The sequence below is a fragment of the Pseudomonas weihenstephanensis genome (assembly GCF_001043055.1).
GTDB classification, from domain to species: domain Bacteria; phylum Pseudomonadota; class Gammaproteobacteria; order Pseudomonadales; family Pseudomonadaceae; genus Aquipseudomonas; species Aquipseudomonas weihenstephanensis.
Genome location: NZ_JYLF01000009.1, coordinates 31,837 through 56,043 on the forward strand (window position 1 = coordinate 31,837; position 24,207 = coordinate 56,043).

The 24,207-nt window shown below is 56.6% G+C and carries 40 protein-coding genes; 25 read left to right on the forward strand and 15 right to left on the reverse strand.

Going from position 1 to position 24,207, the window contains the following annotated elements:
• Positions 1-2 precede the first annotated feature (2 nt).
• The gene (locus TU86_RS18430) at positions 3-620 is read right to left on the reverse strand and encodes a hypothetical protein (RefSeq protein ID WP_048365760.1); all 618 of its coding nucleotides are present in this window, start codon (positions 618-620) and stop codon (positions 3-5) included.
• A gap of 72 nt (positions 621-692) precedes the next feature.
• Here TU86_RS18430 and TU86_RS18435 point away from each other — a divergent pair, with 72 nt between their 5' ends.
• Complete coding sequence (locus TU86_RS18435) at positions 693-896, forward strand: hypothetical protein (protein ID WP_048365761.1); 204 nt, start codon at positions 693-695, stop codon at positions 894-896.
• 31 nt (positions 897-927) lie between these two features.
• Here the strand turns inward: TU86_RS18435 and TU86_RS18440 are convergent, their stop codons facing one another.
• The 3 genes from TU86_RS18440 to TU86_RS18455 form a co-directional block, all read right to left on the reverse strand.
• Complete coding sequence (locus TU86_RS18440; RefSeq protein ID WP_048365762.1) at positions 928-1,368, reverse strand: Ntn hydrolase family protein; 441 nt, start codon at positions 1,366-1,368, stop codon at positions 928-930.
• A 349-nt stretch (positions 1,369-1,717) separates the two neighbouring features.
• Positions 1,718-2,035, reverse strand: a complete 318-nt coding sequence (locus TU86_RS18450) for a hypothetical protein (protein WP_048365764.1) — start codon at positions 2,033-2,035, stop codon at positions 1,718-1,720.
• A complete protein-coding gene (locus TU86_RS18455; protein ID WP_025856073.1) occupies positions 2,035-2,406 on the reverse strand; it encodes a chemotaxis protein in 372 nt (123 codons plus the stop codon). The genes TU86_RS18450 and TU86_RS18455 overlap by 1 nt, the downstream gene beginning before the upstream one ends.
• A 259-nt stretch (positions 2,407-2,665) precedes the next feature.
• On the opposite strand from TU86_RS18455, the gene TU86_RS18460 reads away from it, so the two are divergent.
• Positions 2,666-3,616 carry a hypothetical protein gene (locus TU86_RS18460; protein WP_048365765.1) on the forward strand — a complete coding sequence of 317 codons (951 nt, stop codon included), beginning with the start codon at positions 2,666-2,668 and terminating at the stop codon, positions 3,614-3,616.
• A 141-nt stretch (positions 3,617-3,757) separates the two neighbouring features.
• Here TU86_RS18460 and TU86_RS18465 read toward each other — a convergent pair whose 3' ends face one another.
• From TU86_RS18465 to TU86_RS22635, 11 genes are all read right to left on the reverse strand, one after another.
• The gene (locus tag TU86_RS18465; protein WP_048365766.1) at positions 3,758-4,435 is read right to left on the reverse strand and encodes a hypothetical protein; all 678 of its coding nucleotides are present in this window, start codon (positions 4,433-4,435) and stop codon (positions 3,758-3,760) included.
• On the reverse strand, positions 4,432-5,046 hold the full coding sequence (locus TU86_RS18470; RefSeq protein WP_048365767.1) for a recombination protein NinG: 615 nt from the start codon (positions 5,044-5,046) through the stop codon (positions 4,432-4,434). Before TU86_RS18470 ends, TU86_RS18465 begins: the two co-directional genes overlap by 4 nt.
• Positions 5,043-5,351 (reverse strand): hypothetical protein, encoded by a 309-nt coding sequence (locus tag TU86_RS18475; RefSeq protein WP_048365768.1) that lies wholly within the window; start codon positions 5,349-5,351, stop codon positions 5,043-5,045. The genes TU86_RS18470 and TU86_RS18475 overlap by 4 nt, the downstream gene beginning before the upstream one ends.
• Positions 5,351-5,767, reverse strand: a complete 417-nt coding sequence (locus tag TU86_RS18480; protein WP_048365769.1) for a recombination protein NinB — start codon at positions 5,765-5,767, stop codon at positions 5,351-5,353. The genes TU86_RS18475 and TU86_RS18480 overlap by 1 nt, the downstream gene beginning before the upstream one ends.
• Positions 5,764-6,006, reverse strand: coding sequence for a hypothetical protein (locus tag TU86_RS18485; protein ID WP_048365770.1), 243 nt, complete (start codon positions 6,004-6,006; stop codon positions 5,764-5,766). The genes TU86_RS18480 and TU86_RS18485 overlap by 4 nt, the downstream gene beginning before the upstream one ends.
• Positions 6,003-6,398 (reverse strand): hypothetical protein, encoded by a 396-nt coding sequence (locus TU86_RS22210; protein WP_053076061.1) that lies wholly within the window; start codon positions 6,396-6,398, stop codon positions 6,003-6,005. The genes TU86_RS18485 and TU86_RS22210 overlap by 4 nt, the downstream gene beginning before the upstream one ends.
• Positions 6,398-7,180 (reverse strand): ATP-binding protein, encoded by a 783-nt coding sequence (locus TU86_RS18495; protein ID WP_053076062.1) that lies wholly within the window; start codon positions 7,178-7,180, stop codon positions 6,398-6,400. The genes TU86_RS22210 and TU86_RS18495 overlap by 1 nt, the downstream gene beginning before the upstream one ends.
• Positions 7,161-7,958 (reverse strand): helix-turn-helix domain-containing protein, encoded by a 798-nt coding sequence (locus TU86_RS18500; protein ID WP_048365771.1) that lies wholly within the window; start codon positions 7,956-7,958, stop codon positions 7,161-7,163. The genes TU86_RS18495 and TU86_RS18500 overlap by 20 nt, the downstream gene beginning before the upstream one ends.
• Entirely contained in the window at positions 7,955-8,746 is a 792-nt protein-coding gene (locus tag TU86_RS18505; protein ID WP_048365772.1) for a Rha family transcriptional regulator, read from the reverse strand. Before TU86_RS18505 ends, TU86_RS18500 begins: the two co-directional genes overlap by 4 nt.
• A gap of 61 nt (positions 8,747-8,807) precedes the next feature.
• Positions 8,808-9,275 carry a YmfL family putative regulatory protein gene (locus tag TU86_RS18510; protein ID WP_048365773.1) on the reverse strand — a complete coding sequence of 156 codons (468 nt, stop codon included), beginning with the start codon at positions 9,273-9,275 and terminating at the stop codon, positions 8,808-8,810.
• Positions 9,276-9,390: 115 nt separating this feature from the next.
• Complete coding sequence (locus TU86_RS22635) at positions 9,391-9,594, reverse strand: transcriptional regulator (protein ID WP_082152922.1); 204 nt, start codon at positions 9,592-9,594, stop codon at positions 9,391-9,393.
• A gap of 106 nt (positions 9,595-9,700) precedes the next feature.
• Between TU86_RS22635 and TU86_RS22215 the strand changes: the two genes are divergently transcribed.
• The 23 genes from TU86_RS22215 to TU86_RS18620 all read left to right on the forward strand — a co-directional run bounded on the left by TU86_RS22215 (position 9,701) and on the right by TU86_RS18620 (position 24,031).
• Entirely contained in the window at positions 9,701-10,291 is a 591-nt protein-coding gene (locus TU86_RS22215) for a helix-turn-helix domain-containing protein (RefSeq protein WP_053076064.1), read from the forward strand.
• Entirely contained in the window at positions 10,263-11,054 is a 792-nt protein-coding gene (locus tag TU86_RS18520; protein ID WP_048365774.1) for a HipA family kinase, read from the forward strand. Before TU86_RS22215 ends, TU86_RS18520 begins: the two co-directional genes overlap by 29 nt.
• 3 nt (positions 11,055-11,057) lie before the next feature.
• Positions 11,058-11,945 carry a hypothetical protein gene (locus TU86_RS18525; protein ID WP_048365775.1) on the forward strand — a complete coding sequence of 296 codons (888 nt, stop codon included), beginning with the start codon at positions 11,058-11,060 and terminating at the stop codon, positions 11,943-11,945.
• A 489-nt stretch (positions 11,946-12,434) separates the two neighbouring features.
• Entirely contained in the window at positions 12,435-12,641 is a 207-nt protein-coding gene (locus TU86_RS18530) for a hypothetical protein (RefSeq protein ID WP_048365776.1), read from the forward strand.
• Between the two features lie 64 nt (positions 12,642-12,705).
• The gene (locus tag TU86_RS23520) at positions 12,706-12,831 is read left to right on the forward strand and encodes a hypothetical protein (RefSeq protein WP_275575780.1); all 126 of its coding nucleotides are present in this window, start codon (positions 12,706-12,708) and stop codon (positions 12,829-12,831) included.
• A 592-nt stretch (positions 12,832-13,423) separates the two neighbouring features.
• Positions 13,424-13,669, forward strand: a complete 246-nt coding sequence (locus tag TU86_RS18540) for a hypothetical protein (RefSeq protein ID WP_053076065.1) — start codon at positions 13,424-13,426, stop codon at positions 13,667-13,669.
• A 5-nt stretch (positions 13,670-13,674) separates the two neighbouring features.
• Positions 13,675-13,926, forward strand: coding sequence for a hypothetical protein (locus TU86_RS18545; protein WP_048365777.1), 252 nt, complete (start codon positions 13,675-13,677; stop codon positions 13,924-13,926).
• Entirely contained in the window at positions 13,923-14,150 is a 228-nt protein-coding gene (locus TU86_RS18550) for a hypothetical protein (protein WP_048365778.1), read from the forward strand. Before TU86_RS18545 ends, TU86_RS18550 begins: the two co-directional genes overlap by 4 nt.
• A 57-nt stretch (positions 14,151-14,207) precedes the next feature.
• On the forward strand, positions 14,208-15,368 hold the full coding sequence (locus TU86_RS18555; protein ID WP_239658834.1) for a coiled-coil domain-containing protein: 1,161 nt from the start codon (positions 14,208-14,210) through the stop codon (positions 15,366-15,368).
• A gap of 53 nt (positions 15,369-15,421) precedes the next feature.
• Entirely contained in the window at positions 15,422-16,387 is a 966-nt protein-coding gene (locus tag TU86_RS18560) for a RecT family recombinase (protein ID WP_048365779.1), read from the forward strand.
• The gene (locus TU86_RS18565) at positions 16,387-17,049 is read left to right on the forward strand and encodes a lambda exonuclease family protein (RefSeq protein WP_048365780.1); all 663 of its coding nucleotides are present in this window, start codon (positions 16,387-16,389) and stop codon (positions 17,047-17,049) included. The genes TU86_RS18560 and TU86_RS18565 overlap by 1 nt, the downstream gene beginning before the upstream one ends.
• A 2-nt stretch (positions 17,050-17,051) precedes the next feature.
• Complete coding sequence (locus tag TU86_RS18570) at positions 17,052-17,294, forward strand: hypothetical protein (protein ID WP_048365781.1); 243 nt, start codon at positions 17,052-17,054, stop codon at positions 17,292-17,294.
• Positions 17,291-17,752: a hypothetical protein gene (locus tag TU86_RS18575; protein WP_048365782.1), complete on the forward strand. Its 462-nt coding sequence runs from the start codon at positions 17,291-17,293 to the stop codon at positions 17,750-17,752. The genes TU86_RS18570 and TU86_RS18575 overlap by 4 nt, the downstream gene beginning before the upstream one ends.
• Before the next feature lie 78 nt (positions 17,753-17,830).
• On the forward strand, positions 17,831-18,154 hold the full coding sequence (locus tag TU86_RS18580) for a hypothetical protein (protein ID WP_048365783.1): 324 nt from the start codon (positions 17,831-17,833) through the stop codon (positions 18,152-18,154).
• A 329-nt stretch (positions 18,155-18,483) separates the two neighbouring features.
• Positions 18,484-19,080, forward strand: a complete 597-nt coding sequence (locus tag TU86_RS18585; protein ID WP_048365784.1) for a hypothetical protein — start codon at positions 18,484-18,486, stop codon at positions 19,078-19,080.
• A gap of 12 nt (positions 19,081-19,092) precedes the next feature.
• Positions 19,093-19,482, forward strand: coding sequence for a hypothetical protein (locus tag TU86_RS18590; RefSeq protein WP_048365785.1), 390 nt, complete (start codon positions 19,093-19,095; stop codon positions 19,480-19,482).
• 61 nt (positions 19,483-19,543) lie between these two features.
• Entirely contained in the window at positions 19,544-21,505 is a 1,962-nt protein-coding gene (locus TU86_RS18595) for a DNA cytosine methyltransferase (RefSeq protein WP_048365786.1), read from the forward strand.
• Positions 21,502-21,672 carry a hypothetical protein gene (locus TU86_RS23100; RefSeq protein WP_167337973.1) on the forward strand — a complete coding sequence of 57 codons (171 nt, stop codon included), beginning with the start codon at positions 21,502-21,504 and terminating at the stop codon, positions 21,670-21,672. The genes TU86_RS18595 and TU86_RS23100 overlap by 4 nt, the downstream gene beginning before the upstream one ends.
• Entirely contained in the window at positions 21,669-22,361 is a 693-nt protein-coding gene (locus TU86_RS22220; protein ID WP_053076066.1) for a hypothetical protein, read from the forward strand. The genes TU86_RS23100 and TU86_RS22220 overlap by 4 nt, the downstream gene beginning before the upstream one ends.
• Entirely contained in the window at positions 22,358-22,537 is a 180-nt protein-coding gene (locus TU86_RS18605) for a hypothetical protein (RefSeq protein ID WP_048365787.1), read from the forward strand. Before TU86_RS22220 ends, TU86_RS18605 begins: the two co-directional genes overlap by 4 nt.
• A 47-nt stretch (positions 22,538-22,584) precedes the next feature.
• Positions 22,585-23,325: a hypothetical protein gene (locus TU86_RS22225; protein WP_053076067.1), complete on the forward strand. Its 741-nt coding sequence runs from the start codon at positions 22,585-22,587 to the stop codon at positions 23,323-23,325.
• A complete protein-coding gene (locus TU86_RS18615; protein WP_048365788.1) occupies positions 23,322-23,561 on the forward strand; it encodes a hypothetical protein in 240 nt (79 codons plus the stop codon). The genes TU86_RS22225 and TU86_RS18615 overlap by 4 nt, the downstream gene beginning before the upstream one ends.
• Positions 23,558-24,031: a class I SAM-dependent methyltransferase gene (locus TU86_RS18620; RefSeq protein WP_048365789.1), complete on the forward strand. Its 474-nt coding sequence runs from the start codon at positions 23,558-23,560 to the stop codon at positions 24,029-24,031. The genes TU86_RS18615 and TU86_RS18620 overlap by 4 nt, the downstream gene beginning before the upstream one ends.
• The last annotated feature ends 176 nt before the right edge of the window (positions 24,032-24,207 follow it).

The following is a 24,207-nucleotide window of genomic DNA, read 5'->3' on the forward strand; positions in this document are numbered from 1 at the left end:
CGTCAGGCTTCCTTAGAAAGTTCGTCCATAAGTTTGGAGAGTTCGTCGGCTTCGCTGCCGCCAGTTTTAGCGTCCAGCTCGTAGGCTTGGCGCTCCAAAGCAATCAGCGTTTTTAGTGTCTCGGCCAATTCCTTCATGGTCTTGGTTCGGGAAGGTAGCGCGCCAATCTTGTTAGCCAGCGCCAACATATCTGCCATAGCGTCACCATCTTCGTGATCGCCTTCCTTGAACTGCTTGATCAAAGACTTAATCGTCCCCTGCTCATCAGTAAGCGATTCCAGCTCATCCAGCAGCTTGTTGGCCAGCCTGCGAGACCGGCCAATGTCAGTCCGATGAGCCATACGGATATCAGCAATAACCTCAGCGTTGGCTTCCACGATTCCACGTTCGGTTGCCAGTGTTTCCGTGGAAACCTTTGTGGAAACCTCCCGCTTGGAAACCAGCGAATCCGCTTTAGCCTTGATCTTGGCATTGAGGTCACGATCCCAGCCTTCCAGCTTGGAGCGCTTGTTGATTGCGGTGTGAGATACGCCGCAAGCCGAGGCGATCTCGCGCACTGAGAGCAAGCCAGCCCGAAAGAGCTGTTCAATGCGCTCCCAGTCGGGTTGCTTGGTTGTCATGGGTTTACTCTGATACTTGAAATAGTGGCGGGTTGCCGGTATTGGTAAAGATCACTCACCGAGGAATTAAAAATGGCAGAGATTGGCAAAAACATCGTGGCCGCTGGAAACAACGGAACCAATGAAGATCATCATCGACGTTACGCTGTAGCGGCCGCACTTGAAGTGATCGCTGGATATGCAGCAAGCGGACATCCGTCAATCAATCTCGACTATGAATTTGGTCAGCTCTCCAGTTACGCCGATCAAATTCAAGAAGCGCTGAAAGCCAAGTGATTCACCCGTGCCGCACTTACCTGCGGCACGCCTACCCCGCCTTACTCGAATCAATGATCAGCGTGCGAATCGTGCCGCCCGTGTAGATATCCCGCTTCATAGCAGCTTTCACCGCATCTTCTGCGCTTGCGCCCATATCCATTGCAGCCACGGCATATGCAGCGCCACTGCCGATGGCGTCAGGGTTGGACAGTTCAAGCTCCTGTTTCCATATGCCTGTCTTATCGTCATGACCGACCATCATCAGCTTGCCCCCATCGACGACATAGCCAGAACACTCAACGGGAACTGGCGAGGCAGTCCCGAAGTACGCCGCAATCAAAGCCTTCTCGTCGCATACTGCGCCTGACAGGAAGAAGCTGACCCCATCGACTACCTGGCACTTTGGCGCGTTGTCAGAAACGATTGCACTATTGCGGGTCTGGCGAGAGTCATAGGCGATCACGCCGTCTTTGTAAGCAATGGTCGTCATTGTTGCCTCTATCTTGGATTGAAATGCCGGGTGGATACCGGTATTGATGCTGATCACCCATTAAGAGTTACCAACGCCATGGATATTGTATTCATCGCTCAGCAGAGGCCGCGGGTCAGAGCTGTTGTGCAGGGTCAGCGAGCAGGCCAACCGGTAGAGCCACTTCCGCTCCAGGCAAAATGTTACAAGGCTGTCGACACTCGAACTGGCGACTACCTTGGCGAGTTCGATACCGAGGCTGAAGCCCAAGCGCTTTGCAACCGACTGAACGCACAGCTACCCCAGAACCAGCCACGATAGTTGGCTAACTCCGCGCCACGATTGGGCGCATTCGAAAACGTGGCGCGGCTTATTGAGTTACCCGGTTGAGGGCTTCGTCCGCTTTGTCGGTGGCCTGGGCCGCAGTGGTTGCGGCCTTAGTGGCCTTGTCAGCGGCTGTGCCAGTCTTGCGGGTCAGCTCTTCCAGCAGCCGGTCGCGCTCGGTCATCGCGGCGTCGTAGGCCTTGCGGATGTCCTGCACCTGGTTGCTCTGCTTTTCGGCTAGCGACCAGTACGCGGCCTGATAACCCAGCACCAACCCGCCACCCACCAGCACGACGGCAATGGCCCAGACCTCAGTCCGACGCCACCAGCGGCGGGCGATAAATTCCAATGCGCATCTGTCCATCAGGCGATACCTCCCAGCTTGGTACGCAGGCGAGTGATCTCGTCGCTCTGCTGCGTCACGCGGTCAGTGAGTTGGGCGACCTGACTTGTCAGGGCCTCGATCTTGCCTTCCATGCGCCCTACTGCTGCCGCGAGATCGTTCCGCTCCTTGGCGAACTGATCAGCGCGGGCCTCGGCCTCTTTGCGGGCGGCGCGCTCCTGATTCAACAGCTCGTTCAGGCGCTTCAGCGTGCCGATATCGGCGCTGTCCATTGCGCGGTCGGTAGCATCCTTGGAAAGGAAGCGGCGCAGCCAAAGCAGGCCGCCCAGTACAACGGTGGCGCTACCGCCCAGCCAGGTAGCTGTGCCTGGGCCAAGGTCAGTAGGATCCATGAGTTTTCCCTATGTGCAGGTCACTGCGCGCCAACGCGGCACACCAAAATCGACATTGAAATAGCGCTGCTTGTTGTAAGAGGATATTGTTGAGAGTTTGCCTAGTAATATCCGTACTACACAGCCTATCGAGGCAGACAGAATTCAAGAAGCTGGCGAAAAATGATCTTCGACATGCCCTCAGTGCCGACAGAATTGAATTGCTTTAAAGCGTCACGGCAGCCTGAGCGCCGGGCGCAAACTGACTTGGAGCTGCATTGTGCTTGACACCATTCACATCATTGATGAATACCTAGTAAAACCTAAACAGAAGCTAGACGACTCAGCTCAAAACTTCACTATGGTTGGCCGCAACCCAGGCGGAAATCCGCTAGGGTCGTTTGCTGTTGCTCTTACTCAGGACATCCTCTGGCCCCTCCCCAACTCAATTGTCCAGGCTGCTATATCTAGCATCCCAACGTTGGGTAGCCTCCTAAGCGCTGACGAAGGAGAGGACAAGACTGCACGAGCGCAGAAAGAAATGTTGCTCGCTGCATTTGTGGAACGAGCAACATTTTCGCCGACGCAAGCGAAAGCGGCTGGATATCGGTTCCAACCTGGGCACCCAATGGCGGGAAAATCGTATAGACGCCATCCCCTTGCAGACTTTTCTATCACTGAAACAGAAAATTTATACATCCCGAGCGAGAGCTATGACGCACATGTCTTGGAAGAGAGAGAGTCAGAGCTGATCAGGCTTTTGGTTTCACTTGGCGCGATCCGAATCAGCATTACGAAGATTACTACGACCAGCAACGGGGACAGGCTTGAAACAGGCGGCTCCGTAGATGCAGGCCCAATTATTGCGGCGAAAGCAGGCTACAAGGACAATACCCAAGTTGCAGCCGCGACTACGCACACAAGAGTATTCAATCTCAACGGATGTCCGTGGAACGCCTCAACACAAGTAGATCGCAGCAGCTTTTTTTGGCTCGCATTTGAGCCCTCTTGGAAAGCGGTTCTGTTTGCCAGGGAGCACGGTGGATGCACCGAGGCTTCCCTGGAGCTGAAGGAAAACACTTCTTTCTCAGAAGACAGAAACATCGAATTCGCAATCAAGGCAAAAAAGATGGGGGGCGGTGCATCGGTAGGCTGGGGTGAAAACGCTAACGAGGAGCGCACGCATCTTATCCACGTGCAATTCAGCGGGCTCCCGCCCGACATCCACTGACCTCTATCCTCAGAAGGATGCATTTCGCATTCGCGTGCACAAAAAAACCCAGCTTTGGCTGGGCTTTGAAGTGGTCGTGCGCTGGAGGTAAGTTGCGCAGTGTGGGAAAAGTACGCGCAAAACCCCGTCATGTCAACACGATTATGCCGCCTCTTGATCTTTTTCCGCGTGGATCACCTGCCATAGCGGCTGCTGGGCCTGAATATCCACTTCCTTGATCACCTCTTTCAGGGATTCCCACAGGTCGAGCCAGTCACGCGTCCAGTTCTTCGAGTCAATGGTTACGCCGAAGAACGTGTTCATTTCGGCGGACACCCGCGCTGGGCCCCACTCAGCAGACCCGGCCACCTCACCCTTGTACGATTGCAGGGCTAGGGTTACCAGGTACTGCGCCTTCACGCGCTTGGCCGAAGTCAGGTCTTGCAGAGCGGCTTTGGCGGTGATCAGCAGCACCGCGTTCAGCAGGTGCTTCATGTTCATAGCTGGGTGGTACAGGTAGTGCCCGAACTGCTGCACCTGGAACGGCAAGGTGTCGATGGCGCGCAGTACCTTGCCGATGGTGGCCAGGTGCGCGGCGCGAGCGGTGGAGCGGCCGGCGGGTGTACCGCGGGTCTCGCTGATGCTGATCTTCTGGCGCACAACCTGAATGCGCTCCTCCTTGTCTTCCCCAAGCGCAGCGAACACAGCCTCGGCGCGGCGCATGCGCTGCCCTTTCTTGATCGGTGCCGATTGCGCTTTGTCGATGGCCACAGCGCTGATCGACGCGTTCGATTCGTGCTGAGCTTCGGTCCATACCTGCCTTGCGTTGATCAGTTTCATGCTGCGATCCCCTTCTTTAGTTCTTTGGTCTTTGCCCGGTAGTCGGCGGTCATCGCCTTCAGCTCATCCACGGTGTACTTCTTGGCCTCATGAGGACCTTCCAGCCAATCGAGAGCCTCGGCGCCGATACGCTTCACCAGCTCAATGCGGTAATTCACGATGTTCCCGGAAAGCCGGGTATTGCACGGCGAGCACTGGCGGTGGCAGTTCATCGGCTCAAAGCGCAAGGCTGGATTGCTCCCCACGGTCCGGTAGTGGCCTGCGTCGTACTTACCCTGGTGGTGGCGGCCGCAGCTGATGCACGGCAGTGCCGCGTCTCGGGCGCGCACCCAAGCGTTGAATGCCTGCTGTGTGTCCTTGAGGTGATCCGCCCTGCTCTTCAGCTTCTCCTTGCGGACCTTGATTTCGCGGCGCCCTACTTCTGCCAGGGCTTTCCCGGCGATTGCCCGACCCTTCTCGGACTTGCCGTGTGCGATCGCGCACTCGATCTCGCCGCACACAGCCTGCGATTCTCTGGAGCGCGTGAACATTACTCGGCACTCTGGGCAGCGCTTGCGCCGCGGTCCGCCGGACGTGAGCGGGGTCTTGCGTTGCAGTGGGGTGCGCTTCATACAGCCTCCTTGGCTTTCTGCTGCTCTGGGGTGAAGTCGCCGCGCAGGGGCATCAGGTATTTCTCAGCTATGCAGCAGCGCGGATGCTCGACGAGGGCCTTGCCGATGGTCAGTGATACCAAGCCATCTGCCTCCACCACCCAGGCGTTTGCATCCCCACGGTTAAACCATGGGCCGTGCGCGGAGAACGAATCGCAGCCAGGCCCAACGCACTCAACCAGCTGCACGCAGCGCCCGATAAGGGTTGGTACAAGCGGGCAGGAAACGATCAGCGCCAGGTCGCCAGCCTTGAAGTTATGGTTCATCAGTAGCGCCCTCCCCAATTATCCTTTTGTGTCCAGCGCACCTGGTGCTCGGCGCCGAACGCATGCACCCACTCGATCAGCTCGCCGCACTGCTTCACGGTGAGCTTGCTTGTGCGCTCGTAGATGACGTCGAAGCCGTGGCCGTCTACCGCCGGTATCATCTGTGGTTGGTCGCCTGACTCACGCAGCCAGGCGGCCGTCAGCAGGCGCTTCCAGATCAGGACATCCCACTTCTTCCCGGCGTGCTCGACCTGGGCGGCGATATCGGCCAGGGCCGCGTGCAGGGCCTTGTTCTGCTCCCCGCTGCGGTCGACTTCGGTGATGGCCAGCTTCTTCGGCTTGGCCAGGTCCAGGCCGGCGATGTAGCCCATGGCCTTGTTGCGGTCCGATTCGTTGCGGATCTGGAGGCTGGTCATGGCCGGCCACCCGCATTTATCGGCGCCATTGGCGTGATGCCTGGAATCATGTTCGCCCGACGGATCAGGACATTGGCTCGCTCATGCGGCATACCAGTCGCATCAGACACACCATTGCGGTGCCCGTGCATGTAGGCTGCGTTACGGCGCTGTGGCGACAGGCCGTCCTTGCCACGCATGTAGCCCTGGACCATTTCCCAGTCCGCCTCGGTGTAGCTTTCTGGCTTGGCGTAGGTCATGACCGCCCTCCATGGAAAGTACCGGCTTCTGCGGTTGCTCTCGTTTTCGGGCAAGGCAGTCCGCCGTGATCGGTGTACACGCCGCAAATCACGCAACCAGTGAAGCCAATTGCCTGCTCATGAAAAGGCTTGAACGGGTGACGGGCAGCGCACTCTTTCCGCAGCACCTCGATCTCCGCCTTGAGCTTGGTATTAACGCGGTCAAAGGCAGCACAGGCGGTCTTTAGGTCTTCGTTCTCGACCAGCAGCTCCAGCGCCACCTCCGGCAGGGTCTTCTCGCCCAGGAATTCGTCCAGCGCCTCGGTGTTGCGCTTCCAATCGGCGCAGTCGGCCCGGTATGACGCGGCCTCAGCCCAGAGCAACCCCTTTAACTTTTCCTTATCGATATCCATCAGAAGCCCTCCTTGCCGCGCTGTGATTCCCACTCGAACGCCACACCAATGCAGCCGTTCTCGCGGATACGGTCGACACAGCGAACGCCCAGGGCATCATTCAATTCGGCCGGCGACAGGTTGCTGACTATGATCATCGGGCGCCCCTGCTCATACCGGCCGTTGATGATGCTGAACAGCGTGGCCAGCTCGAACTCGCTTTGCTTGGTTGCCCCCACTTCGTCCAGTACCAGCAGGTCAGCACCAATCAGCTCACGCATGATGTGGGCCTCGGTTTCGCCAGACTTGTCGCTGAAGGTCGCCTTGATATCGCCGATGACGGAGCCGACAGTGCGGTAGATCGCCTTGACCATGTGCTCGTTGATCAGTGCGCTCGCTGCGGATGCGGCAAGGTGCGTCTTGCCGGTGCCGACCTTGCCAAGGAGCAACATGCATCGCCCTTCCCGCTTGTGTTTCGAGAAGTTGTCGACGTATTCCATGCAAGCATCCAAAGCGACTTGCTGGGCAGGCGACGACACCACAAATCCGGCGAAGGACTTGTCAGCGAAGCGCTTGGGGATCTTGGCGGCGTCGTGCTGCAGCGTCCTGAACTGAAAGCGCTTGCGCTCAAGCTCTTCCATGTCGCGCTTGTCACTCGCGCAGATCGGGCAGCCCGATACGCCGCCACCACTGAGCATCACCGCCGAGTAATCGCCGTGGGTGTCGCAGCGTGCCGGCTGGCGGCCAATAACACCAAACTTGCGGTCCAGGTGCGGGCCGAGGTCAGAGACGGAACGTGCCATTGGCGTTCTCCTTGGTGCCTGCTTTGTAATCGCGGGGAGCGGTCAGGGTGTGTCGGCTGATCGGGAGCTGGTGAACGTTGCTCGGTGCGGCTGGCTTGTCAGGAAAAATACCGGTCCAGCCGTTGGAGATCGAAGTGACCAGCACTGCGTCCGGTGTCGGGTGGCCTGCCAGGGCCTTGGCCTGCTGCTCGCAGCTCTTGGCGGTCAGTGGCTTGCGGATTTCCTTGCGGTGTTGGCACCAGTCAGCCCAGGTTTCGGCGGTCACGTTCTCCGGCTTGGCAGTCAGCGGATCGAACCTGGCAGGCTTGCGCGGCGCGTCAGCGCCCTGCTCTTTCGGTTCATTGATGGTTAATGGATGGTTAGAGGGTGGATTGGCTGCAGCTCCTGCACCCCGCTCGGTCGTGAGCTGCACCCCGTTGTGTTCTGAACTGCACCCCGCTGTGTCTTCATTTGCACCCCGTTTATCACCGGGTGCAGGAGATGCACCCCGTTCAATGCACAGGTCATAGACAACTGGGCGGCGGTCGTGACGGTCAATGTAGGCAGCAGCAATGGATTGATTACCGAGACGAATTGCTCCGATCTCTTCAAGGTGGTCGAGCTTGTAGCGAACGGTACGAACGGAAAGGCCCGTGTCTTCGCTCAGGCTGTTTGCGGAAGGGAAAGCGGCCTTGCCATTCTTGTCTGCATAGTTCGCCAGGCAGAGCAGCACATGACGCGCAGTAGCGTCACGAATATCTCGCTGATCAAGGGCCCAGGTCATGGATTGAACGCTCACGCTGCACCTCGTAGAGCCTTGTCATGGGTAAACAAACCGTCCCAGGTCTTCTTCATGGGCAGTTCGTTGGCCAGGTACAGGTCATACAGGCGTGCGGCGCCCTTCTTCAGCAGGATCGGCGTGTAGGAGATGAAGGGGTCTTTGCCGTGTGGGGTGACTTCGTGCTGGTGCTCGGTCATGTACTTGTCGCGGGCGTACGAGCCAACGCGGTGGCGAAGCCCGGACTTGCTCTCGTTGTAGAGCCAACTGCGCGCTTCCAGGTACTTGCCCACCTGCATGACATTGACCCCATTGAGGCCCTTGCAGAACTGGGTGTGGGTCATGCCTTCCTTGAACAGGTTCTCCAGGGAGTGGATCTTGGTCGCCTGCTGCTCAACCTGGGCGGTGAGCATCAAGCGGGCCTTTTCAGACTCCATGGCGATCTGCAGGATTTCGATGGTGGAAAGCTGTTGTGGTTGCGCAACCTGCCCTTCCAGTTCCTGCCAGCGGTCGATAACTCGTGCGCGGTGCTCGTCGCTGTAGCCAGCCACAACCAGATGCGTGTCACGCTCGGTCAGGTCGTAGACATCGATGGGGCGGCCGCCAGTGGCTTCACGCCGAGTTTTACGACCTGATCGTAAAAGCCCTTTGGCAAAAAGACGCTCGATGGTGGTGATGACATCGTTGTGCCGGGCCTCGACCAGATCGGCGATTTCCCGAGATGACATTCTCCGCGCCACGTTTTGCGATTGCAGAAAACGTGGCGCGAGATTGTTGGGGGTATTGACGGGGATGGATTGTGTATTCATGATTACCTCGCTGATGTAGCAATGAGCCAGGCCACGAACCTGGCTTTTTTGTGCCTGCGATTTATGCGCGGGCTTTGTGCAACTCAATTACCGCCCCGATAGCCTCAAGGCTCGCCGACATGTACTTGGCGTGCAGGGCGCGGATCTTCTTTGCTTCGTTCGAATCGATTTCGCCGTCTTCCAGGGCGGAAGCCACCATCTGGTCAAGCGCACCACGCTGTGCGGATGCAGCCAGCGAGCGCTGATACAGATCGACGTTGTCCAACTCCCCCGCTTCCGGGATCTTCACGAACACGCCGCCGTACATCGCGCAGATGTAGTCCGGCAGGTGCTCGGTCTTCGTTTCGCTTTCCAGCACGAAGATCTCGGCATCGCTAAGCGGCTTGCACCCGGCGGTTTCATAGATCTGGTTCTCCAGGCGCTTGTCCTTGATGCCAAGGCGAGCTGCTGCGCAATCCATCCCACCAGGGAAAGCGTTGGACACGGCTGCCATTACTTGGCGGCGGGTCTCTAGTACGGGCGTTTTCATGTCCTAGTTTTTCCTTGGGTCGTTTGCGGTCAAGATTGCTTCGTCGCTGGAATGGCCTGGGCGCTCATATCTGGTATGAGCAAAATTCCGGACTTTTAAGGGCGGAAGAAATGCGTTAAGCGGCGATCGGGTAAATATCTGGACGAAGCTCATGGCGTGGAATGCCGGTGGCTTGCTCTACTGGAATAACGCGCTCAGCTGGGATGCGACCTGTTGCGCACCACTTCTGAACGTTTTGAGGCGTACAGCCAAGAACGCGAGCAAGGGCGGACTGGCTTCCTGCTGCTTCAGCTGCACGCACGGCTGCGTTCTGGTTCATAGGCACCTCTAAAATTTGACTTACAACGCAAAGTTACAACCTTTGCCAGAAAACTACAACTGAGAATTGCAATGCTGGTTACAACGACTAGTTGTAAAGTGTCTCTATGAGCACAATCGGAAAAAGAATCGCTGCTGCGCGAGAGGCTGTCGGGCTGAACCAGTCTGAACTCGCTCGTCTATTGGGAGTTAAGCCTCAGTCCGTCCAGGCTTGGGAGGCAGACAAAAATGTTCCCCGCCCGAAGAAACTTGAAGGAATTGCAGGCGCGCTGAAGGTTTCAATCTCCCACTTGATGGGCGAATCAGGCTCATTTAGCACTCCACACTTCACTCCTCTGACGGGCTCCGAAATCAAAGGCGCTGCGGCCAAAAAACTGAGGATAAGCTCGTCCGGCGGAGTGGAAAAAATCCTCCGTGATGTAGTGTCTCGCGCGCTTCAGAAAGGGGAGCTCGGAGAGAGTGATGTGTCACTTCTTACAGCCATGGCAAAGGTCATGATTGAAAGAAACGTTTCCTCCGGGGAAAACGTGCCAAATCTACCTGATGAATTGGATGCACTCGCAGAATCCGCGTTTAAAAATGCAGACGCTGGCGGTGATTCGGGAGATATGGTGAAGATGATCGGTCATGGCCTTAAGAAGTCAGTAGCCAAGGAAAGCGGCCCTACACATGCAAAACGCAAAACCGGAACCGATTGACATTCCACTCGCCCTTTATCTCCAGGGCGAGGCTGTTGTTGACCCAGACGTAAAGGGTCAGCACCCACTTTTCTACGGCACCATCAGCGGGCTGAAAGGCTACCGTAGAGACCTCCATGCATACATAAAGGTATTGCCTGCCGAGCGATTGTTCGCCGAAACCATGAGCGCGAGCATCGGGAGATATTTTGGCCTACCTATTCCCCTAACTGCTCTTGCGGTTGCCCGCGGAAAAGACGTTGGGCGAGGACAGGGTAAGTGCATCGTATTGGCTAGCGTGGACACCAATGCGGTGCCTATGAGCCGCGTGATCAATTTCGACAAGGTCTCACACTTACTCAATAAGTGGTCACACCTGCATGCCGCCATTGTCTTCGACGAACTCCTAGCTAACACCGACAGGAATTTGCGCAACCTCCTTATCGGTGGCGATGGAGCTATTTGGCTTATCGACCACGAGGAGGCGCTGTCAGCACCAAGCCTCCAAGCGAGCGAAAATATCCGGAACCATCTTCTGGGGATGGTCATCGGAGAGGTGTCTGAGTTTGAAAGACACCAAGCGTCCAAAAAGCTGAAAGATCGATCTGCGCCAGCATATACTGCTAACTTCAGGAACCATGCTGCGGCGAGTCAGCCGCATTACTGCCAAGTCGACCAGGCACATGTCGACAAAGTGGTGGACTTCCTCGAGTCACGCGTAAAACATATGAGCGCTCTAATGGATGGGGCTCTCGGCTTCAAACAGAAAACCATGGCGGTCTAAAGGATGCTCCCAGATCTCTCTGAATTCCCCAGCTTTCCTGAATATGAGGCGGATTGGGCCCCTGTTTACCTGGAGCCCATCGTTCAGTCCGGCGAGCGTCTAACTATTGCAGTGGTCGCAGCTTCTGGCGACGAGGTCAACGGCTGCCTCACTATTAGTGAAAAGGCCTTGAAATGCCTATATGGCAGCTCGGCGGTAGGCATGCAACGAATGATGGGGCTTGCGTTGTCCCGCGCCCTGGAGTTTGCCGAAGGCGGCTTCGAAGGGCAGTTCTCATGCGGCATTCACGGTGTAGTCATCGGTAAGACCCGCAGGGGGTTGGGCAACAACATGTCCCATATCCTCCAACAAGCATCCAGCCTTACCTCAAGCCTTTCCACCGTTCATGCCTCGGCTCTGATGGAAGAGGACGAAGAGTCTGACGATCCGGTAGCCTACGAGGCAAATCTTGGCCAGCTACGATCTGACATACAGGATCGAGTGCTGGGTATTCTCCCCCGCCTGAGGGATCGCTTTAACTTGCCTTTGCATACCCAAGCAATTCAGGGATCGCGTGGCAGCCTGTTCTTTGCTGGCAATCGCATGGCAGCCAGCCTGGCCAAGATAAAACCATCGAAGCAAATAAGTCGCCACGTAGACGGCGCCAAGAGCCGACTATGGGATCTGCATTTCGTTAAGCATAAGGTCGCCGACGCCCCGCAGAATAAATGCACGCTATTCATCTGGACGCCAAAGGAGCTAGACAGGTTTGATCCCTCGCTCATAGCGGAATACGAGCAAAGTCTTGAGGATCTCCAGCGCCAGAGTCTTGAAGACGGCATTGAGCCACACATTTTTTACGGCGCCGAAGAGGCAGCCGCTGCCATCATTGATTATGAGCGTGCTGCCTAGTCAGGCCTCCCCGTAACGCTCACCCCGCGATCTAAGAGCACCTATAAGCCCCTGATTCCTAAGGGGCTACAATTTTCATCGCCCAAAATTACAATTTAGAGTTGCACACTACAATTTTAGGTTGTAGATTGAATCCATCGAGTCACCCAACAGGGACTCGTTAGGGCCTCACAGCCCGTCGTTCTTTAACAGCACGGGAACCTCGCAGATCGATCCCCAGCAATGGGCACAGCGCGAGTAATAAATTCGATCTCCACGCCAGCTCTGGAACTGGCCGCGCTCACCAGATGTGAGTACGCGAAACCACGCAAGCCGGTCGGCGAAGAACACCGTCCACGAAATGTGTGACGCCGGCCAGAGATATGAATCGGGCGATGCGCGTGGTGGAGAAACGAACTCTGGCAATTCTTGCCATGGTTCAGCTGGACAGCATCACTGAGCAGCCTTCTCGCGAGGGCTGCTTGGGATGACAACCAAGAGGAATTCACCATGGCTCAATTCAACATCGATTCACACCTCAGCAACGGCAAGCGTCTCGAATGGCTTGCCATCCCAGATGCTGGCGAGCCCGCTGACGACGTGCTCGGCAAGGTTAAGCAGGCTGCCATCGACAAGTTCGGCGCCAGCGTCTTCTTAAACCATTGGGAGCACGTTGTGGCGAGCAACGGCCACATCACTGTTCGGATGTATGCATGACGGACCTTTTCACTGATGCCCATCCAGAGCGGTGGGCATTGGGAAAACAACCCGGAGCATGACCATGAACAAAGAAGAGATTTACGACAGCCAGATCAGCCCGCTCATGCAGCAGGTCATTGCAATCAGCAAGGAACACGGCATCGCGATGATGGCGAGGGGCCTAACGGCGAAGACTGCTCGAATTTGACGTGCAACACGCTGCTTCCTGATGAAGCTGGCGAGCCATACCCGGTTTTTGCACAGGCGAACGCATTGATTCGCCGCAATGGCCGGTCTGCTCCGCTGATGTTCACCACGTAACACGGCGACGGCTCCAAGACCATGACGGCAGTCATCTGAACAACCAGCACCAACGACAGCCTGTCGCTAACTGCCCGGTCACCTGCACACCTAAGTGCAGGCTGTATCGGAGTGAGAACTGAGTACCGCCAGCCAGCGCGAGAGCAAAGGCTGACAAACGTCATGCAGTTCTCACCCCGATGCGGACGAAATCGCGGCCTATAACCGCCCACCTGCATCAAATCCCAGAATCGGTTGTTATCGAGCGCTGGCGAAATGAATACGGCCGTGGAACTCGGCGCCGGAGACGTAACCGGTACCGCAGGCGAGTCCGAGGGCATAGCTGGCCAGACTCGACGCATTCCGGGAAGCGCCGGGCGCCTGCACCCTCCCCCTCAAACCACAAAGACCGCATTAGCAGATGCCAGGCCAGTCTCAGGGCTGGGCTTGGTCACCCGTGCCTGGCATCTGGCTAATGCGGTTTACGCCTGGAGGCGACCATGAACCCAAGTCACCGCGCTTACTGTGATATAGCGCTTGCAATGCACCAGCGCCGAAACATGTCTGTAGCGATCAGCCTCGGACTGGTCGGCTCAGTTTCACCTAAATGTGCGCCCCGCTACCGGGTAATCCCTGTCAGCGGCGAGTTCTTCCACATCGTCGACGCCCGCACCAACAAAGTGAAGGGTTTCCGGCGTGACCACAACGCCGCCTGCGCTTATGCACGCAAACTTGAGCAGGAGTAGCTGCCATGGCGACCAGCTATGCAGATAGCGCGCAAGCACGCGAATGGGATCGAAAAATGGACGCGTGTGGTCGCCCAAAGGCCACTCCAGCCCAAGGTCCTTTCCATGACTACGAAGCCGCTGCTTCAGAGCGGTCTCAAGCCCAAGTAAATAACGCGGTTCGCGAGTTGGCCGAAAGAAAGGCCCTCGCCATGCGCATTAATGCCGCAGTAGATCAAATGGCCGTTTTCTGGAACCTGAAGGGAAAACCAGAATGAATATTCAAGAGCGCGATCACCAGGCGGCCATTACCTGGATCGAAGGCGAAATTGAAGAGTTTGTTCGCAATATTGGCGCCCGCAACGCCAGTGCCGCGGCAACATCGGTCATCACCTTGGCCTTCATGTTGCGGGCAATAGATGAAGCTGAGCATCGCTGCTTCCGGGCGCGTATTGATCAGCTCTACGCCACTTACAACAACTCACTCGTTTCAGCCGCTTAACAGCACCAACCCACAACACTACTTTCAAGGCTGCGCCAAGCGCGGCGAGGGATCGTCATGTCCAAAAAAACTGACCAAGCACTTGCACAAGAGACATTCGAAATGAGCGAAAACGAAGAGTCGAAAAAATCCGTTGTCCCTAAAGTTACCGTCACCGACATCGCTGAATATCGGCCGCACGAAGAACAGATCATGCGCCTGGAGGCAAGTTATTCGAGCTTGGTCGTTGACTGCTCAACCAGCGAAGGCTTGTCGAACGCTAAGGAGGTTCGTGTCGACATCCGCGACGTACGCTACGCCTTGGCAAATACAACCAAGACGGCCCTCATCCCTTATCAACAGAAAGTCAAAGAAGCTCAGGCCCGCGTCAATCAAGTTAAGGAATTCGGCGAGGCACTAAAGGATCGTGTGCTTGCGATTGAGATGCCTGTCGATGAAGCGATCAAGGCCGAAGAAAAGCGTATTGCTGATGCCAAGGCAGAGCGCGAGCGTATTGAGGCTGAGCGTGTCGAAGCCATCCGGGCCAAAATTACCCGCTTCAGCTCTGTTGCTGCTGCTTATGCAAGCCGAAGCGCCGCCGACATTTCAATCATTCTGATGAGTGTCAAAGAGTCGGTGATCTTGCCCGAAGAGTACGGCGAGTTTGAAGCAGAAGGCACCATCGCTCGCGACAACGCCATTGAGCAGTTGGAAGCGCTACACAAGTCAGCCATCGAACGAGAAGAAGCTGCTGCCAAGTTGCTGGCTCAGCAGAAAGAACTGGACGAGCTGCGCGAGAAACAACGCATTGCCGATGCTGAAGCCGAGGAGCTTCGCAAGCAACGCGCCGAGGAAGACCGCAAGCGTATGAAACAGCAACAAGATGAGCTGGACCAGCAGCGTCGTGATATGGAGGCTCAGCAACGCCATCAACGTGAGCAACAGGAAGAGCAACAGCGTCAGCAGCGAGAGCGCGAAGCCCAATATCAGCGCGATCAGGAGGAGCTGATCCGCCTGCGCGCCCAAGCTATCGCACCGGCACCCGCAACTGCAGCGGCCGCTCATATGAGCGTAGAGAAAATTGAAATCGCATCTATTTGCTCGCATACGCCAAGCGATGAATCCGACGACGTGACTACTAACGCGCCATCGGTTGAAGACATTGTCGAGGTTGTAGCGCTCGGCTTCGATGTACACCTCGATACAGCTCGCGCTTGGCTACGCGCCATTCGCTTCTAATCTTCTTTTCTATCTGCCGGCCGACCCACTCCACGTCAGCCACGGAGAGCGCTATGACTGATCCAGACACCCAAGCACAAACGAGCCTCGCTACATACAACGATCCATCGCACAACGCGGCAGCGCTCATCCTCGACCCAGGCACCATGAGGTCGATGACTGAGCTTGCTACCATGATGGCAGACGGGAAAACGACCGTCCCTGAACACCTGCGGGGCAACAAAGCCGACTGTATGGCAATCGTCTTGCAGGCAATGCAGTGGCAAATGAATCCATTCGCGGTGGCTCAAAAAACCTTCATCGTGAAAGAGGGCGCGCTGAGCTATGAAGCCCAACTGGTCAATGCTGTAATAACGTCCAAGGCCCCCACCATTGATCGCCTGCACTATGAATGGTTTGGTCCATGGGAAAAGATTGTGGGTAAGTTCCTGGTTAAGAAAAACTCCGACAACAAGGAGTACCGTGTTCCAGGTTGGGGCCTGCTCGACGAAGTAGGTTTAGGTGTCAAAGTCTGGGCAACCTTCCGCGGTGAAAATGAGCCACGAGTACTTGAGACGCTCATGGCGCAAGCTCGTACTCGTAACTCCACTCTGTGGGCCGACGATCCAAAGCAGCAGATCGCTTACCTTGCTACGAAGAAGTGGGCTCGCCTATTTTGCCCAGACGTAATTCTAGGGGTTTACACACCTGACGAGTTCGAAAATCCCTACGGAAGCGAGATTGATATCACTCCGGCTGAGCAAGCAACTAACACTGCCGCTGCAGCAAGTGTTGCATTTGGCCCTAAATCCCCTTCCCCCGAAATCGACGGTGTATTTGCAGACCTCTTGGTTGTAGCGAAACGCCAGGACATCGAAGCCTATGCCGCTGCCTGGGCAGCCCTCAAACCTAAGCAGCGTGCAGCTATCGGACTGGAATGCCACGAAGCCTTGAAAAGCATGGCGGCGATTGTCGATGCCGACTTTTCTGACATAACCGGGACGGGCGACGACTTTTCGCAAGCCGAAGGGGCGGCATAGTGAGAACCGAACTTCAGGGCACCGAAAAATGGCATGCAGACCGATCTGGTCGAGTAACTGCCAGTCGGTTTAAAGATGTGATGGCCTGGGGGAAACCTGACAAAAACGGGAAGCGCGAGCCTATGGGTGCGCGCACCTCATACATGCGCGAACTGTGTTTTGAACGGCTAGCAAAAAGGTCCAAGCACAACGTCAACAGCGCCTCAATGAGATGGGGTCACACCGAAGAACAAAAGGCTCAAGACGCCTACGAGATGCTGACCGGCAATATCGTCATACCTTCAGAATTTATCGTCCACCCCAGATACGACTGGCTTGGCTGCTCACCTGACGGCCTGATAAACGAAGACGGAGGCACCGAATCGAAGTGCCCCTTCAATGAAGCGATACACGTCAGGACTTGGCTTGAAGGCATGCCCGAAGAACACATGCCGCAAGTACAGGGCTGCATGTTCGTGACGGGCCGAAAGTGGTGGGATTTCCTGTCGTTTGATTCTCGCCAAGATGAGGAGTGTCAGCTCTATATCGAAACGATTTACCGAGACGAAGACTACATCGCCAACCTGCATAAAGAGTTAGTCCAGTTCAACCTGGAACTGAACCGTATGGTTGATGAAGTCGCTGATAAAGCCAGGGCGCAAGCCCATCGTTTGGGAGCCTGATCATGATCAGCAACCACTTAAGCCTGGTCGAGCAGCAACGCCAGCTCGCCGAATCTATATCAAAGCAGATCGCCCACTACCTGGCCTCCGGCGGTCAGGTCGCCCAACTTCGAAGTCTGCCATGTAATCCGCTGCCGCCTCCCCGCTCACAGAAAATAGACCCTGATACGGTCCTTAAGCGCAAACCGAAAGCGCTGTCGTGGGCCGACCGCAAAGCCCTGCGGTTAATGGCTGACTCACTATGAGCAAGCGAAAACCTCACAACCTCCGCGTTCGAATGGAGCGCTCCTGCCGCGCACTGCTGAGCACGAATCACGTCGCGGTGGTCAACATCAACCCCAGCGGACACCAAGGCCTGATCAACTGGGCAAACTGCAAGAACGTCACAGGCCGCAAAATCGTAGATGCTGTCTGCGACATCCCGCATCGCTGGACGGTCTACCTCAGCGTTCATTGCGTCGATGGCCCGGGCTCCCGCTACACCAAGTCAGTAGAAATAGCGCCTCAAGGCGTTTACCTCGCCGAGCATCTGACAGATGCAATCGAGACTACATACAAAACGCTACTCGCGCAGTGCAACCCGAATCATTTAGTCGCGTCAGGCTGGATCGCTATTCCGGCCGAGGTTTCGCTGGACGAAGCTCAAGCTGCGCGAGTATTTGATGCGGTGGGTGCCTGGAATCAGCAAAAGGTCGCGGCATGAGGCGCATAGCCCGCATCCATCAACGCAAACGTCAAACCTGGCTCGCACTGCCGGCCAGCGGAATAGAAGAGGTAGGCCATGGCGAAAACATCGCAGGAGCGCTCGGCAAAAACTGCCAAGAAGCGCGTGGCGAATGCCGAAGAGGAATTGAGGCTCAGGGTTCGCCCCGGCACACGCCAGGCCCTGTCCGACCTGATGGAGTGGTCAGGCATTACTGAGCAGGGAGAAGCGATGACGCTGATGATTCATCACCTGCATGCTCTCGGCTCTGCCCGCTGCAAGCCGCTATTCGAACCGCCGCGCCACAATGTGCAGATATCCGGAAACGTGGCGCGGGAATTTCGCAATAAAAGCCTGCTCGCCATCCAGAAAGATCCGGGCGACGAGATCATAGATCCTTAGACAAAATCAAAAGTGACCTGTCCGGGGGCGGCCTTAGCGATTCGGACCATGTTATCTGTCGACTTTGCGTCTCCAGAAACAGTGAGGTGACCCACTCCAGCTTTACGTAGAGCTGACGCAATACGAACTAAATTGTCTGTAGGGATACTGGATGGAACTACGACACTTCCACCGACCTCTGCGATTCTAACTAAGTTATCCGTTGAGACTGCCATATCTTTCCTTGCGATAGCTTTGCCGAAATTGGCTGAGCAATAGAACATCATTTGACACTAATTTGCCACTGTCGCATCCGGTCACGGAGGGCGGCGCCTAACTGGATAGAAGCCATGGACAAGAATACTAAAATCCTGATCCCGGAAATCTCAGGCGAATGGACGCACCGCCTGCGCTCGGGGAAAACAAACATCTGGAATGAAGCTCGACACGGCAAGCCGCATACCAACGGTTTGCCAGAGGTTCGGCTTGATCCCCCAGAAGTAGGGCTGTACGCCGAGCGAATCGATGGCGCCTGGTACTGGGTATCTGGTTGCGCAAAGTGCAATGGAAGTGGTGAGAAATACAGCTACTCGGTGTGCGACAAGCATAACGTCTGCCGCCTATGCAGCACTCACCGCTCTAAGCTAACGGAAGCACCGTGGGGCCATCCTGAAGGCTTCACCTGCAAGCCTTGCCAAGACTCCGTAGATGCAATTGCAAAAGCTGAAGCACTGGCGAAATTCGCAGAAAACGAATACGACGAGCACGACTTTTGCGGGCTGGACGAATGCAAATGCCCGCACTGCGCGACGGTCATTCATATCGAGACCGAGGACTATCGCGATCAGAACATGGAGTGCGACACCTGCGGTGGCTTATTCGAACTAAAAATCGAATTCGAACCAAGTTTTACCACTACGGTGATTGGCGAGCGTGTAACCGCTTGATTGGAGAAAGTCATGAGCACATTTGCAGTGTTTGGAATGACCCGCGATGTTGCGCTGGCCGAGGCCAAGAAGCGCACCAAAGGCACCCGCAAGAACGTGAAGGCGCCAGGCGGTATAGAGCCTGTTCCTCTGGCTGAATGGCTGGAGCTGGTCGAGAAGAAGACAGAGCAGATTATGGGGGGGGGTACGGTTCGCCAGCTCTCGCCGCTGTTCGATGCCCCACAGTACGCCCAGCAGTTCATTGAGCTGGCCCGCAAGACCATTCAATGCCGGGATTTGCGGATCAGGGCGAAGCGCATTATGACTGACGCCGAAGGCCGGCCAATTATCAACGCGAAAACTAAAGCGCAACGGGTTGGGTTCTGTGAATGGCAGCCTGATACCCGAACTCAAGCTGCTTAGCCAACCCCCTCTTAAAACAACCCTTTCACTAAAAAATCACGCCGCCCGGCGAGGTCTACTTATGTCCGCACACCAGAAGAAATACCCCTTCGATTTCAAAACCCAGTACGGCCTTGGCTTCAACCAGCAGGACGACGAGATCGTCGTGGACTTCTTCTGCGGCGGTGGCGGTGCTGGTACAGGTCTGGAAATGGGCCTTGGGCGCGCGGTAACTGTCGCCAAAAACCACAGCCCTGCGGCGATCAGCATGCACACCATCAACCACCCGCATGCAAAGCACTTCACCACTGATGTGTTTGAGGGCGACCCTGACACTGAATGTGGTGGCCGGGCCGTGGGTTGGTTCCATATGTCGCCGGACTGCACCCACCACAGCCAGGCTGCCGGTGGCCAGCCGCGCAAGAGGGAGATTCGTAATCTGTCATGGATCGGCCTCAAGTGGGCAGGCATGAAGCGCCCCCGGGTGATCAGCTTGGAGAACGTGAAGCAGATCCTGCAATGGGGACCGCTTGTGGCGAAGCGCTGCAAATCGACCGGGCGTGTCATCAAGTTGGGTGGCGGAATCGCTGAGCTTGGTGAGGTGGTACCGGTTAACGAACAGTTCTTGGTACCCGATCCAAAACGCCGCGGTCAAACGTGGGCAGTTTTCGTGGCTGAATTGCAGCGCCTGGGCTATGCCGTCGAATGGCGTGTGATCAAGGCCTGCGACTTCGGCGCACCGACCAGTCGGGAGCGCCTATTCATGATTGCCCGCTGCGATGGCCAACCGATCGTGTGGCCTGAACCAACACACGCCAAGAACCCCGCCAAGGGTCAGCAAAAGTGGCGCACCGCTGCTGAGTGCATTGACTGGACGATCCCGAGTAAAAGCATTTTTGGCCGTAAAAAGGATCTGGCCCCGGCCACCCTGCGCCGGGTGGCCAAGGGAATGCGCAAGTTCGTACTGGACTCGGCCAACCCTTTCATCGTGCCGATCGCGAACTGGTCCGGGGAAAGCGTGCAGTCTGCGGCCGAGCCGCTGCGTACCGTGACCTCCTACCCCAAGGGCGGCGCCTTCTCGGTTGTGAGCCCGGTGATGGTTGCTGCCGCACACGGCGAAGGCAAGCCCGGAGGCGTTCAACGCTGGGGCGCCGGAAGCAGGTCTACCGGTGAGCCGCTCGCAACAGTTACAGCAAGTGGTGGGCACTCCATAGCGGCAGCGCACCTGGTCAAGCTCAGGTTTGCAGACGAAGGCAAAGCGCTGGGTGAGCCATTGCCCACCATTACCAGCGGCGGGAACTACAAGCGCCCTGCCGGAGCTGCGCATGCAATGGGGATTTCGACTGTGTTCATGGCCCAGATGAATGGCGGTTTCAACACAACCGCAGCCAAAAGCATGGACGACCCCATGACCACAGTGACCAATACCGGCAGCCAACAACAACTGGTCACCGCCAACCTGGTCCACTTGCGCGGCAACTGTGATGCGCGCGACTTGAACGACCCGTTGCACACCATCAGCGCTGGAGGTACACACCACGGATTAATGACTGCCTTCCTTGAGCGCCAGTTCGGCGCCAGTGTCGGCCAAGCCTTGGACGACCCAGCACCGACGATCACAGCAGGCGGAGGCGGAAAAAGTTCGCTGGTTGAGTTGCAGCTCTCGCCGGAGGTTGAGGCTGGTGCGCTGAGGGTTGCGGCCTTCTTGATCAGCTATTACGGCACCGAGAATGTGAGCGAAGCTAGCGAGCCATCACCGACCATCACCACCCGCGACCGCCTGGCACTGGTCACCGTGACCATAAAGGGTACGCCATACGTGATCGTCGACATCTGCCTGCGGATGCTGCAACCGGCCGAACTGTACAAGGCCCAAGGCTTTCCGAGCGACTACATCATCGCCCACGGCGCCGACGGCAAGCCCTTCACTAAGACCCAGCAAGTGCACATGTGCGGGAACAGCGTCAGCCCACCGCCGATGGCTGCACTTGCTCGCGCCAACGACCCGTGGCGAGCAATCGAACGGCAGGCGGTTGCAGCATGACCGCGTTACGCCGAACAGTCCGTCTAAACAGCGGCCCTATGCGCCCGCTGGATCTGCAAACCGTCTGCGACCAATGCAACAAGTCACGCGCCCACGGCAACCACACCAAATGCAGCAAGTTGCGCCAAGCCCAAGAGGCTGAGCGGCGCGCACGGGAGAAGGTATGAGAAATATCGAAACGCGTGAAGGTTACGACCTCTGGGACAAAGCTCACGAGCTACCGCGTTTTAATTTCTGGCGCGGTGGGGAGGATGAGAAAGGCAGCGTAATCCGCGTTCCCGAAAAGCATGGCAATTGGATCAACTTTAACGACCTTACGACGCTTGCAGACCAGTACCAGGATGAAATCAACAGTCTCCGCGAGCGACTTGCTCGCCTTGAGCTGAAATCGGTGAAGCCATGCTCTCCCGTCGCCCAACACCAGGGCGAGCCGGTGGCGAAAGCCAAGCCAGTGGCAAAGCTGCATGCAGAGCGGCTGACCGGAAGGGATGGCGAATACGGCGTCACGGTTGAGGACTCGGAATGGTCCAACACCTGCCGCCTGACGGGGGGGATATTCAATCTCTACGCCGAGCAGTCCGAGCCGGTAGCGGAGGTGCCGGAGGGATACTGCATCATGCCTAAAAGGTTGACGGCAGAGAATGGCGCCAAGGCGCTGCTGCTTGGTGAGTTCCAGCTTGAGGTCACGACCGAGTGCCCTGAGTGCCGCGATCTGGAAGAGCCTTTGGAAGGCTGTGAGTTCTGCGACGGCGAAGGTGAATACGGGCAGAAGCACACAATCCCGTGGGATCAGATCAAGTTCATTTACAGCGAAGCTGTAAGAGGTCTGGCTCGACCAAATGTAGTGAAGTCGTGAGGCGCCTTCTTCGACGCAAGTTCGAGGCTTGGCTGATCCTGCTGGCAGCGAAGATCCTGATAGGCAGAAACGCCCAACGCTCCCCAGTGGTATCCCGTCGCGACAACAACGCCATGTGGGGTATGGCCGAGCAGCTCGAAGCCATCGCCAAGCGCATCAGCAAGAAATACCCGTAACCCTCCCTCAATTCAAAGTCAGCCGCCTTAGCGGCAAGGACGAAGTCATGCCAAAACATCAGCCAGAATTGGCCCGCATCTATAACGTGTTCGGCCTCAGCTCAAATCATGAACTGTCGACCCTGCTGGTTAACATCGATAACTCCAAGCGCTTTTCCGATCTTCTGCATGCGGTTGAGCGCGAGTTCTTCATGGTGCCCGGAGAGCCATCTGATGAGCCAGAAGATGCGGGGCTCCTGGCAGATGACGAGTGCCTGGTAAACCGTTGGGGCTCGACACCGGCTGAATACCTCAGGCAGTTCAAGGCGGCTTTACCAATAGCTGCTGCTAACTCGGTGCCTGCCTATGAGTCGCCAGTTACGGGCGTGAAGTGGTCCCTAACCGGGGACAACGGCTCTTGGGATTACGACAGTCTCGATGAACTGCTCAAGGATAATTACGGCCATGACAGCGATGGCGACGGGCATCCGGCAAGCTACCGGCCTGGCCTGTATGAAGGCGGCACGGTCTATCGCGGGATTGAGTGTAAGGATGACCCTGCACGCTTCTTGCCAGACGCTAACGATGTGACCGAACGGATGTACGAAAACGCCTGCGATAGCGATGCCCGCGAGTGGGTTGACGCCTATCCAGACCTCAGCAAAGCGGCTGAGGCTGAGCTGGATATCGCGCTTGCTCCACTGAAAGCTTGGGCTCGCAAGCACTGCCAGCCAGATTTCTTCACCATCAAGGACAGTACACCGCACATCGTCACTGCTGAAGATGTTAGTCGGAGCAAGAAGTCATGAGCGACAACCCAAAGCCCACCGATGCCGAAATAAAATCCCAGATCATGTATTGGGGCTCGCAACAGATGACCTATGTCATTCGTAACGGTCTGAGCATGGCTGGGTACAAGGGTTTAAAAACCGATTGGGTTCGCCGTCAACTGGAACGCCTGGAGCGCGCCGGCCAGGTCAAGCGCGTGCCATCAGTTTATGCCAGACAGATCTGCTGGGCCTTGGTCGAGGTGGTGAGGCCATGACCGGCGCCTTAAAAATCCTCGACCCCTGCTGCGGCAGCCGCATGTTCTGGTTTGACAAAGGCGACCAGCGCGCCCTGTTCGGCGACATTCGTGACGAGCAACATGTGCTCTGTGATGGCCGTGCGTTGAACGTTGAACCCAACGTCATCATGGACTTCCGCACCCTGCCCTTCGCTGACGGTGCATTTAAGTTGGTGGTATTTGATCCACCTCACCTGACCCGCGCAGGCCGTGATAGTTGGCTGCGCGCAAAGTATGGGCTGCTAACAGATGACTGGCGCGACGACTTGGCCAAGGGCTTTGCGGAGTGCTTTCGCGTGTTGGCCACTGACGGAGTATTGATCTTCAAGTGGAACGAAACACAGGTAAAGGTCAGCGAAATACTGGCCCTAACTGATCAGCAGCCTCTGTTTGGCCATAAGTCCGGCAAGCGTGTGAACACGCACTGGATGACGTTTATGAAGCGCTAACCCTCAGTTCCAAGCCCAACCCTTACTCCAAAAACTATCCAGCCTTAACTGGCATGGCGAGGTATCCCTATGCAAGCCGCAGAAGAGCTTCCCGAAATACATCCTTTCGACAAAGTGCCCGAAGCCAAAATGGCTGAAATCCTGGGTACCACGGCGCGAGCACTTGAAAGCAAACG

Excerpts from the sequence above, each read along its gene's own strand:
- TU86_RS22635 (WP_082152922.1), bottom strand. The coding sequence starts at position 9,594 with ATGAACCAGAACGCAGCCGTGCGTGCAGCTGAAGCAGCAGGAAGCCAG.
- TU86_RS23520 (WP_275575780.1), top strand. The coding sequence starts at position 12,706 with ATGAACAAAGAAGAGATTTACGACAGCCAGATCAGCCCGCTCATGCAG.
- TU86_RS18580 (WP_048365783.1), top strand. The coding sequence starts at position 17,831 with ATGGCGAAAACATCGCAGGAGCGCTCGGCAAAAACTGCCAAGAAGCGC.
- TU86_RS18555 (WP_239658834.1), top strand. The coding sequence starts at position 14,208 with ATGTCCAAAAAAACTGACCAAGCACTTGCACAAGAGACATTCGAAATG.
- TU86_RS18495 (WP_053076062.1), bottom strand. The coding sequence starts at position 7,180 with ATGGCACGTTCCGTCTCTGACCTCGGCCCGCACCTGGACCGCAAGTTT.
- TU86_RS18435 (WP_048365761.1), top strand. The coding sequence starts at position 693 with ATGGCAGAGATTGGCAAAAACATCGTGGCCGCTGGAAACAACGGAACC.
- TU86_RS18530 (WP_048365776.1), top strand. The coding sequence starts at position 12,435 with ATGGCTCAATTCAACATCGATTCACACCTCAGCAACGGCAAGCGTCTC.
- TU86_RS18540 (WP_053076065.1), top strand. The coding sequence starts at position 13,424 with ATGAACCCAAGTCACCGCGCTTACTGTGATATAGCGCTTGCAATGCAC.
- TU86_RS18505 (WP_048365772.1), bottom strand. The coding sequence starts at position 8,746 with ATGAATACACAATCCATCCCCGTCAATACCCCCAACAATCTCGCGCCA.
- TU86_RS22220 (WP_053076066.1), top strand. The coding sequence starts at position 21,669 with ATGAGAAATATCGAAACGCGTGAAGGTTACGACCTCTGGGACAAAGCT.
- TU86_RS18450 (WP_048365764.1), bottom strand. The coding sequence starts at position 2,035 with ATGGACAGATGCGCATTGGAATTTATCGCCCGCCGCTGGTGGCGTCGG.
- TU86_RS18560 (WP_048365779.1), top strand. The coding sequence starts at position 15,422 with ATGACTGATCCAGACACCCAAGCACAAACGAGCCTCGCTACATACAAC.
- TU86_RS18485 (WP_048365770.1), bottom strand. The coding sequence starts at position 6,006 with ATGACCTACGCCAAGCCAGAAAGCTACACCGAGGCGGACTGGGAAATG.
- TU86_RS18480 (WP_048365769.1), bottom strand. The coding sequence starts at position 5,767 with ATGACCAGCCTCCAGATCCGCAACGAATCGGACCGCAACAAGGCCATG.
- TU86_RS23100 (WP_167337973.1), top strand. The coding sequence starts at position 21,502 with ATGACCGCGTTACGCCGAACAGTCCGTCTAAACAGCGGCCCTATGCGC.
- TU86_RS18615 (WP_048365788.1), top strand. The coding sequence starts at position 23,322 with ATGAGCGACAACCCAAAGCCCACCGATGCCGAAATAAAATCCCAGATC.
- TU86_RS18570 (WP_048365781.1), top strand. The coding sequence starts at position 17,052 with ATGATCAGCAACCACTTAAGCCTGGTCGAGCAGCAACGCCAGCTCGCC.
- TU86_RS22210 (WP_053076061.1), bottom strand. The coding sequence starts at position 6,398 with ATGGATATCGATAAGGAAAAGTTAAAGGGGTTGCTCTGGGCTGAGGCC.
- TU86_RS18595 (WP_048365786.1), top strand. The coding sequence starts at position 19,544 with ATGTCCGCACACCAGAAGAAATACCCCTTCGATTTCAAAACCCAGTAC.
- TU86_RS18465 (WP_048365766.1), bottom strand. The coding sequence starts at position 4,435 with ATGAAACTGATCAACGCAAGGCAGGTATGGACCGAAGCTCAGCACGAA.
- TU86_RS18510 (WP_048365773.1), bottom strand. The coding sequence starts at position 9,275 with ATGAAAACGCCCGTACTAGAGACCCGCCGCCAAGTAATGGCAGCCGTG.
- TU86_RS18545 (WP_048365777.1), top strand. The coding sequence starts at position 13,675 with ATGGCGACCAGCTATGCAGATAGCGCGCAAGCACGCGAATGGGATCGA.
- TU86_RS18470 (WP_048365767.1), bottom strand. The coding sequence starts at position 5,046 with ATGAAGCGCACCCCACTGCAACGCAAGACCCCGCTCACGTCCGGCGGA.
- TU86_RS18455 (WP_025856073.1), bottom strand. The coding sequence starts at position 2,406 with ATGGATCCTACTGACCTTGGCCCAGGCACAGCTACCTGGCTGGGCGGT.
- TU86_RS22225 (WP_053076067.1), top strand. The coding sequence starts at position 22,585 with ATGCCAAAACATCAGCCAGAATTGGCCCGCATCTATAACGTGTTCGGC.
- TU86_RS18440 (WP_048365762.1), bottom strand. The coding sequence starts at position 1,368 with ATGACGACCATTGCTTACAAAGACGGCGTGATCGCCTATGACTCTCGC.
- TU86_RS18585 (WP_048365784.1), top strand. The coding sequence starts at position 18,484 with ATGGACAAGAATACTAAAATCCTGATCCCGGAAATCTCAGGCGAATGG.
- TU86_RS22215 (WP_053076064.1), top strand. The coding sequence starts at position 9,701 with ATGAGCACAATCGGAAAAAGAATCGCTGCTGCGCGAGAGGCTGTCGGG.
- TU86_RS18620 (WP_048365789.1), top strand. The coding sequence starts at position 23,558 with ATGACCGGCGCCTTAAAAATCCTCGACCCCTGCTGCGGCAGCCGCATG.
- TU86_RS18575 (WP_048365782.1), top strand. The coding sequence starts at position 17,291 with ATGAGCAAGCGAAAACCTCACAACCTCCGCGTTCGAATGGAGCGCTCC.
- TU86_RS18475 (WP_048365768.1), bottom strand. The coding sequence starts at position 5,351 with ATGAACCATAACTTCAAGGCTGGCGACCTGGCGCTGATCGTTTCCTGC.
- TU86_RS18520 (WP_048365774.1), top strand. The coding sequence starts at position 10,263 with ATGCAAAACGCAAAACCGGAACCGATTGACATTCCACTCGCCCTTTAT.
- TU86_RS18550 (WP_048365778.1), top strand. The coding sequence starts at position 13,923 with ATGAATATTCAAGAGCGCGATCACCAGGCGGCCATTACCTGGATCGAA.
- TU86_RS18590 (WP_048365785.1), top strand. The coding sequence starts at position 19,093 with ATGAGCACATTTGCAGTGTTTGGAATGACCCGCGATGTTGCGCTGGCC.
- TU86_RS18525 (WP_048365775.1), top strand. The coding sequence starts at position 11,058 with ATGCTCCCAGATCTCTCTGAATTCCCCAGCTTTCCTGAATATGAGGCG.
- TU86_RS18430 (WP_048365760.1), bottom strand. The coding sequence starts at position 620 with ATGACAACCAAGCAACCCGACTGGGAGCGCATTGAACAGCTCTTTCGG.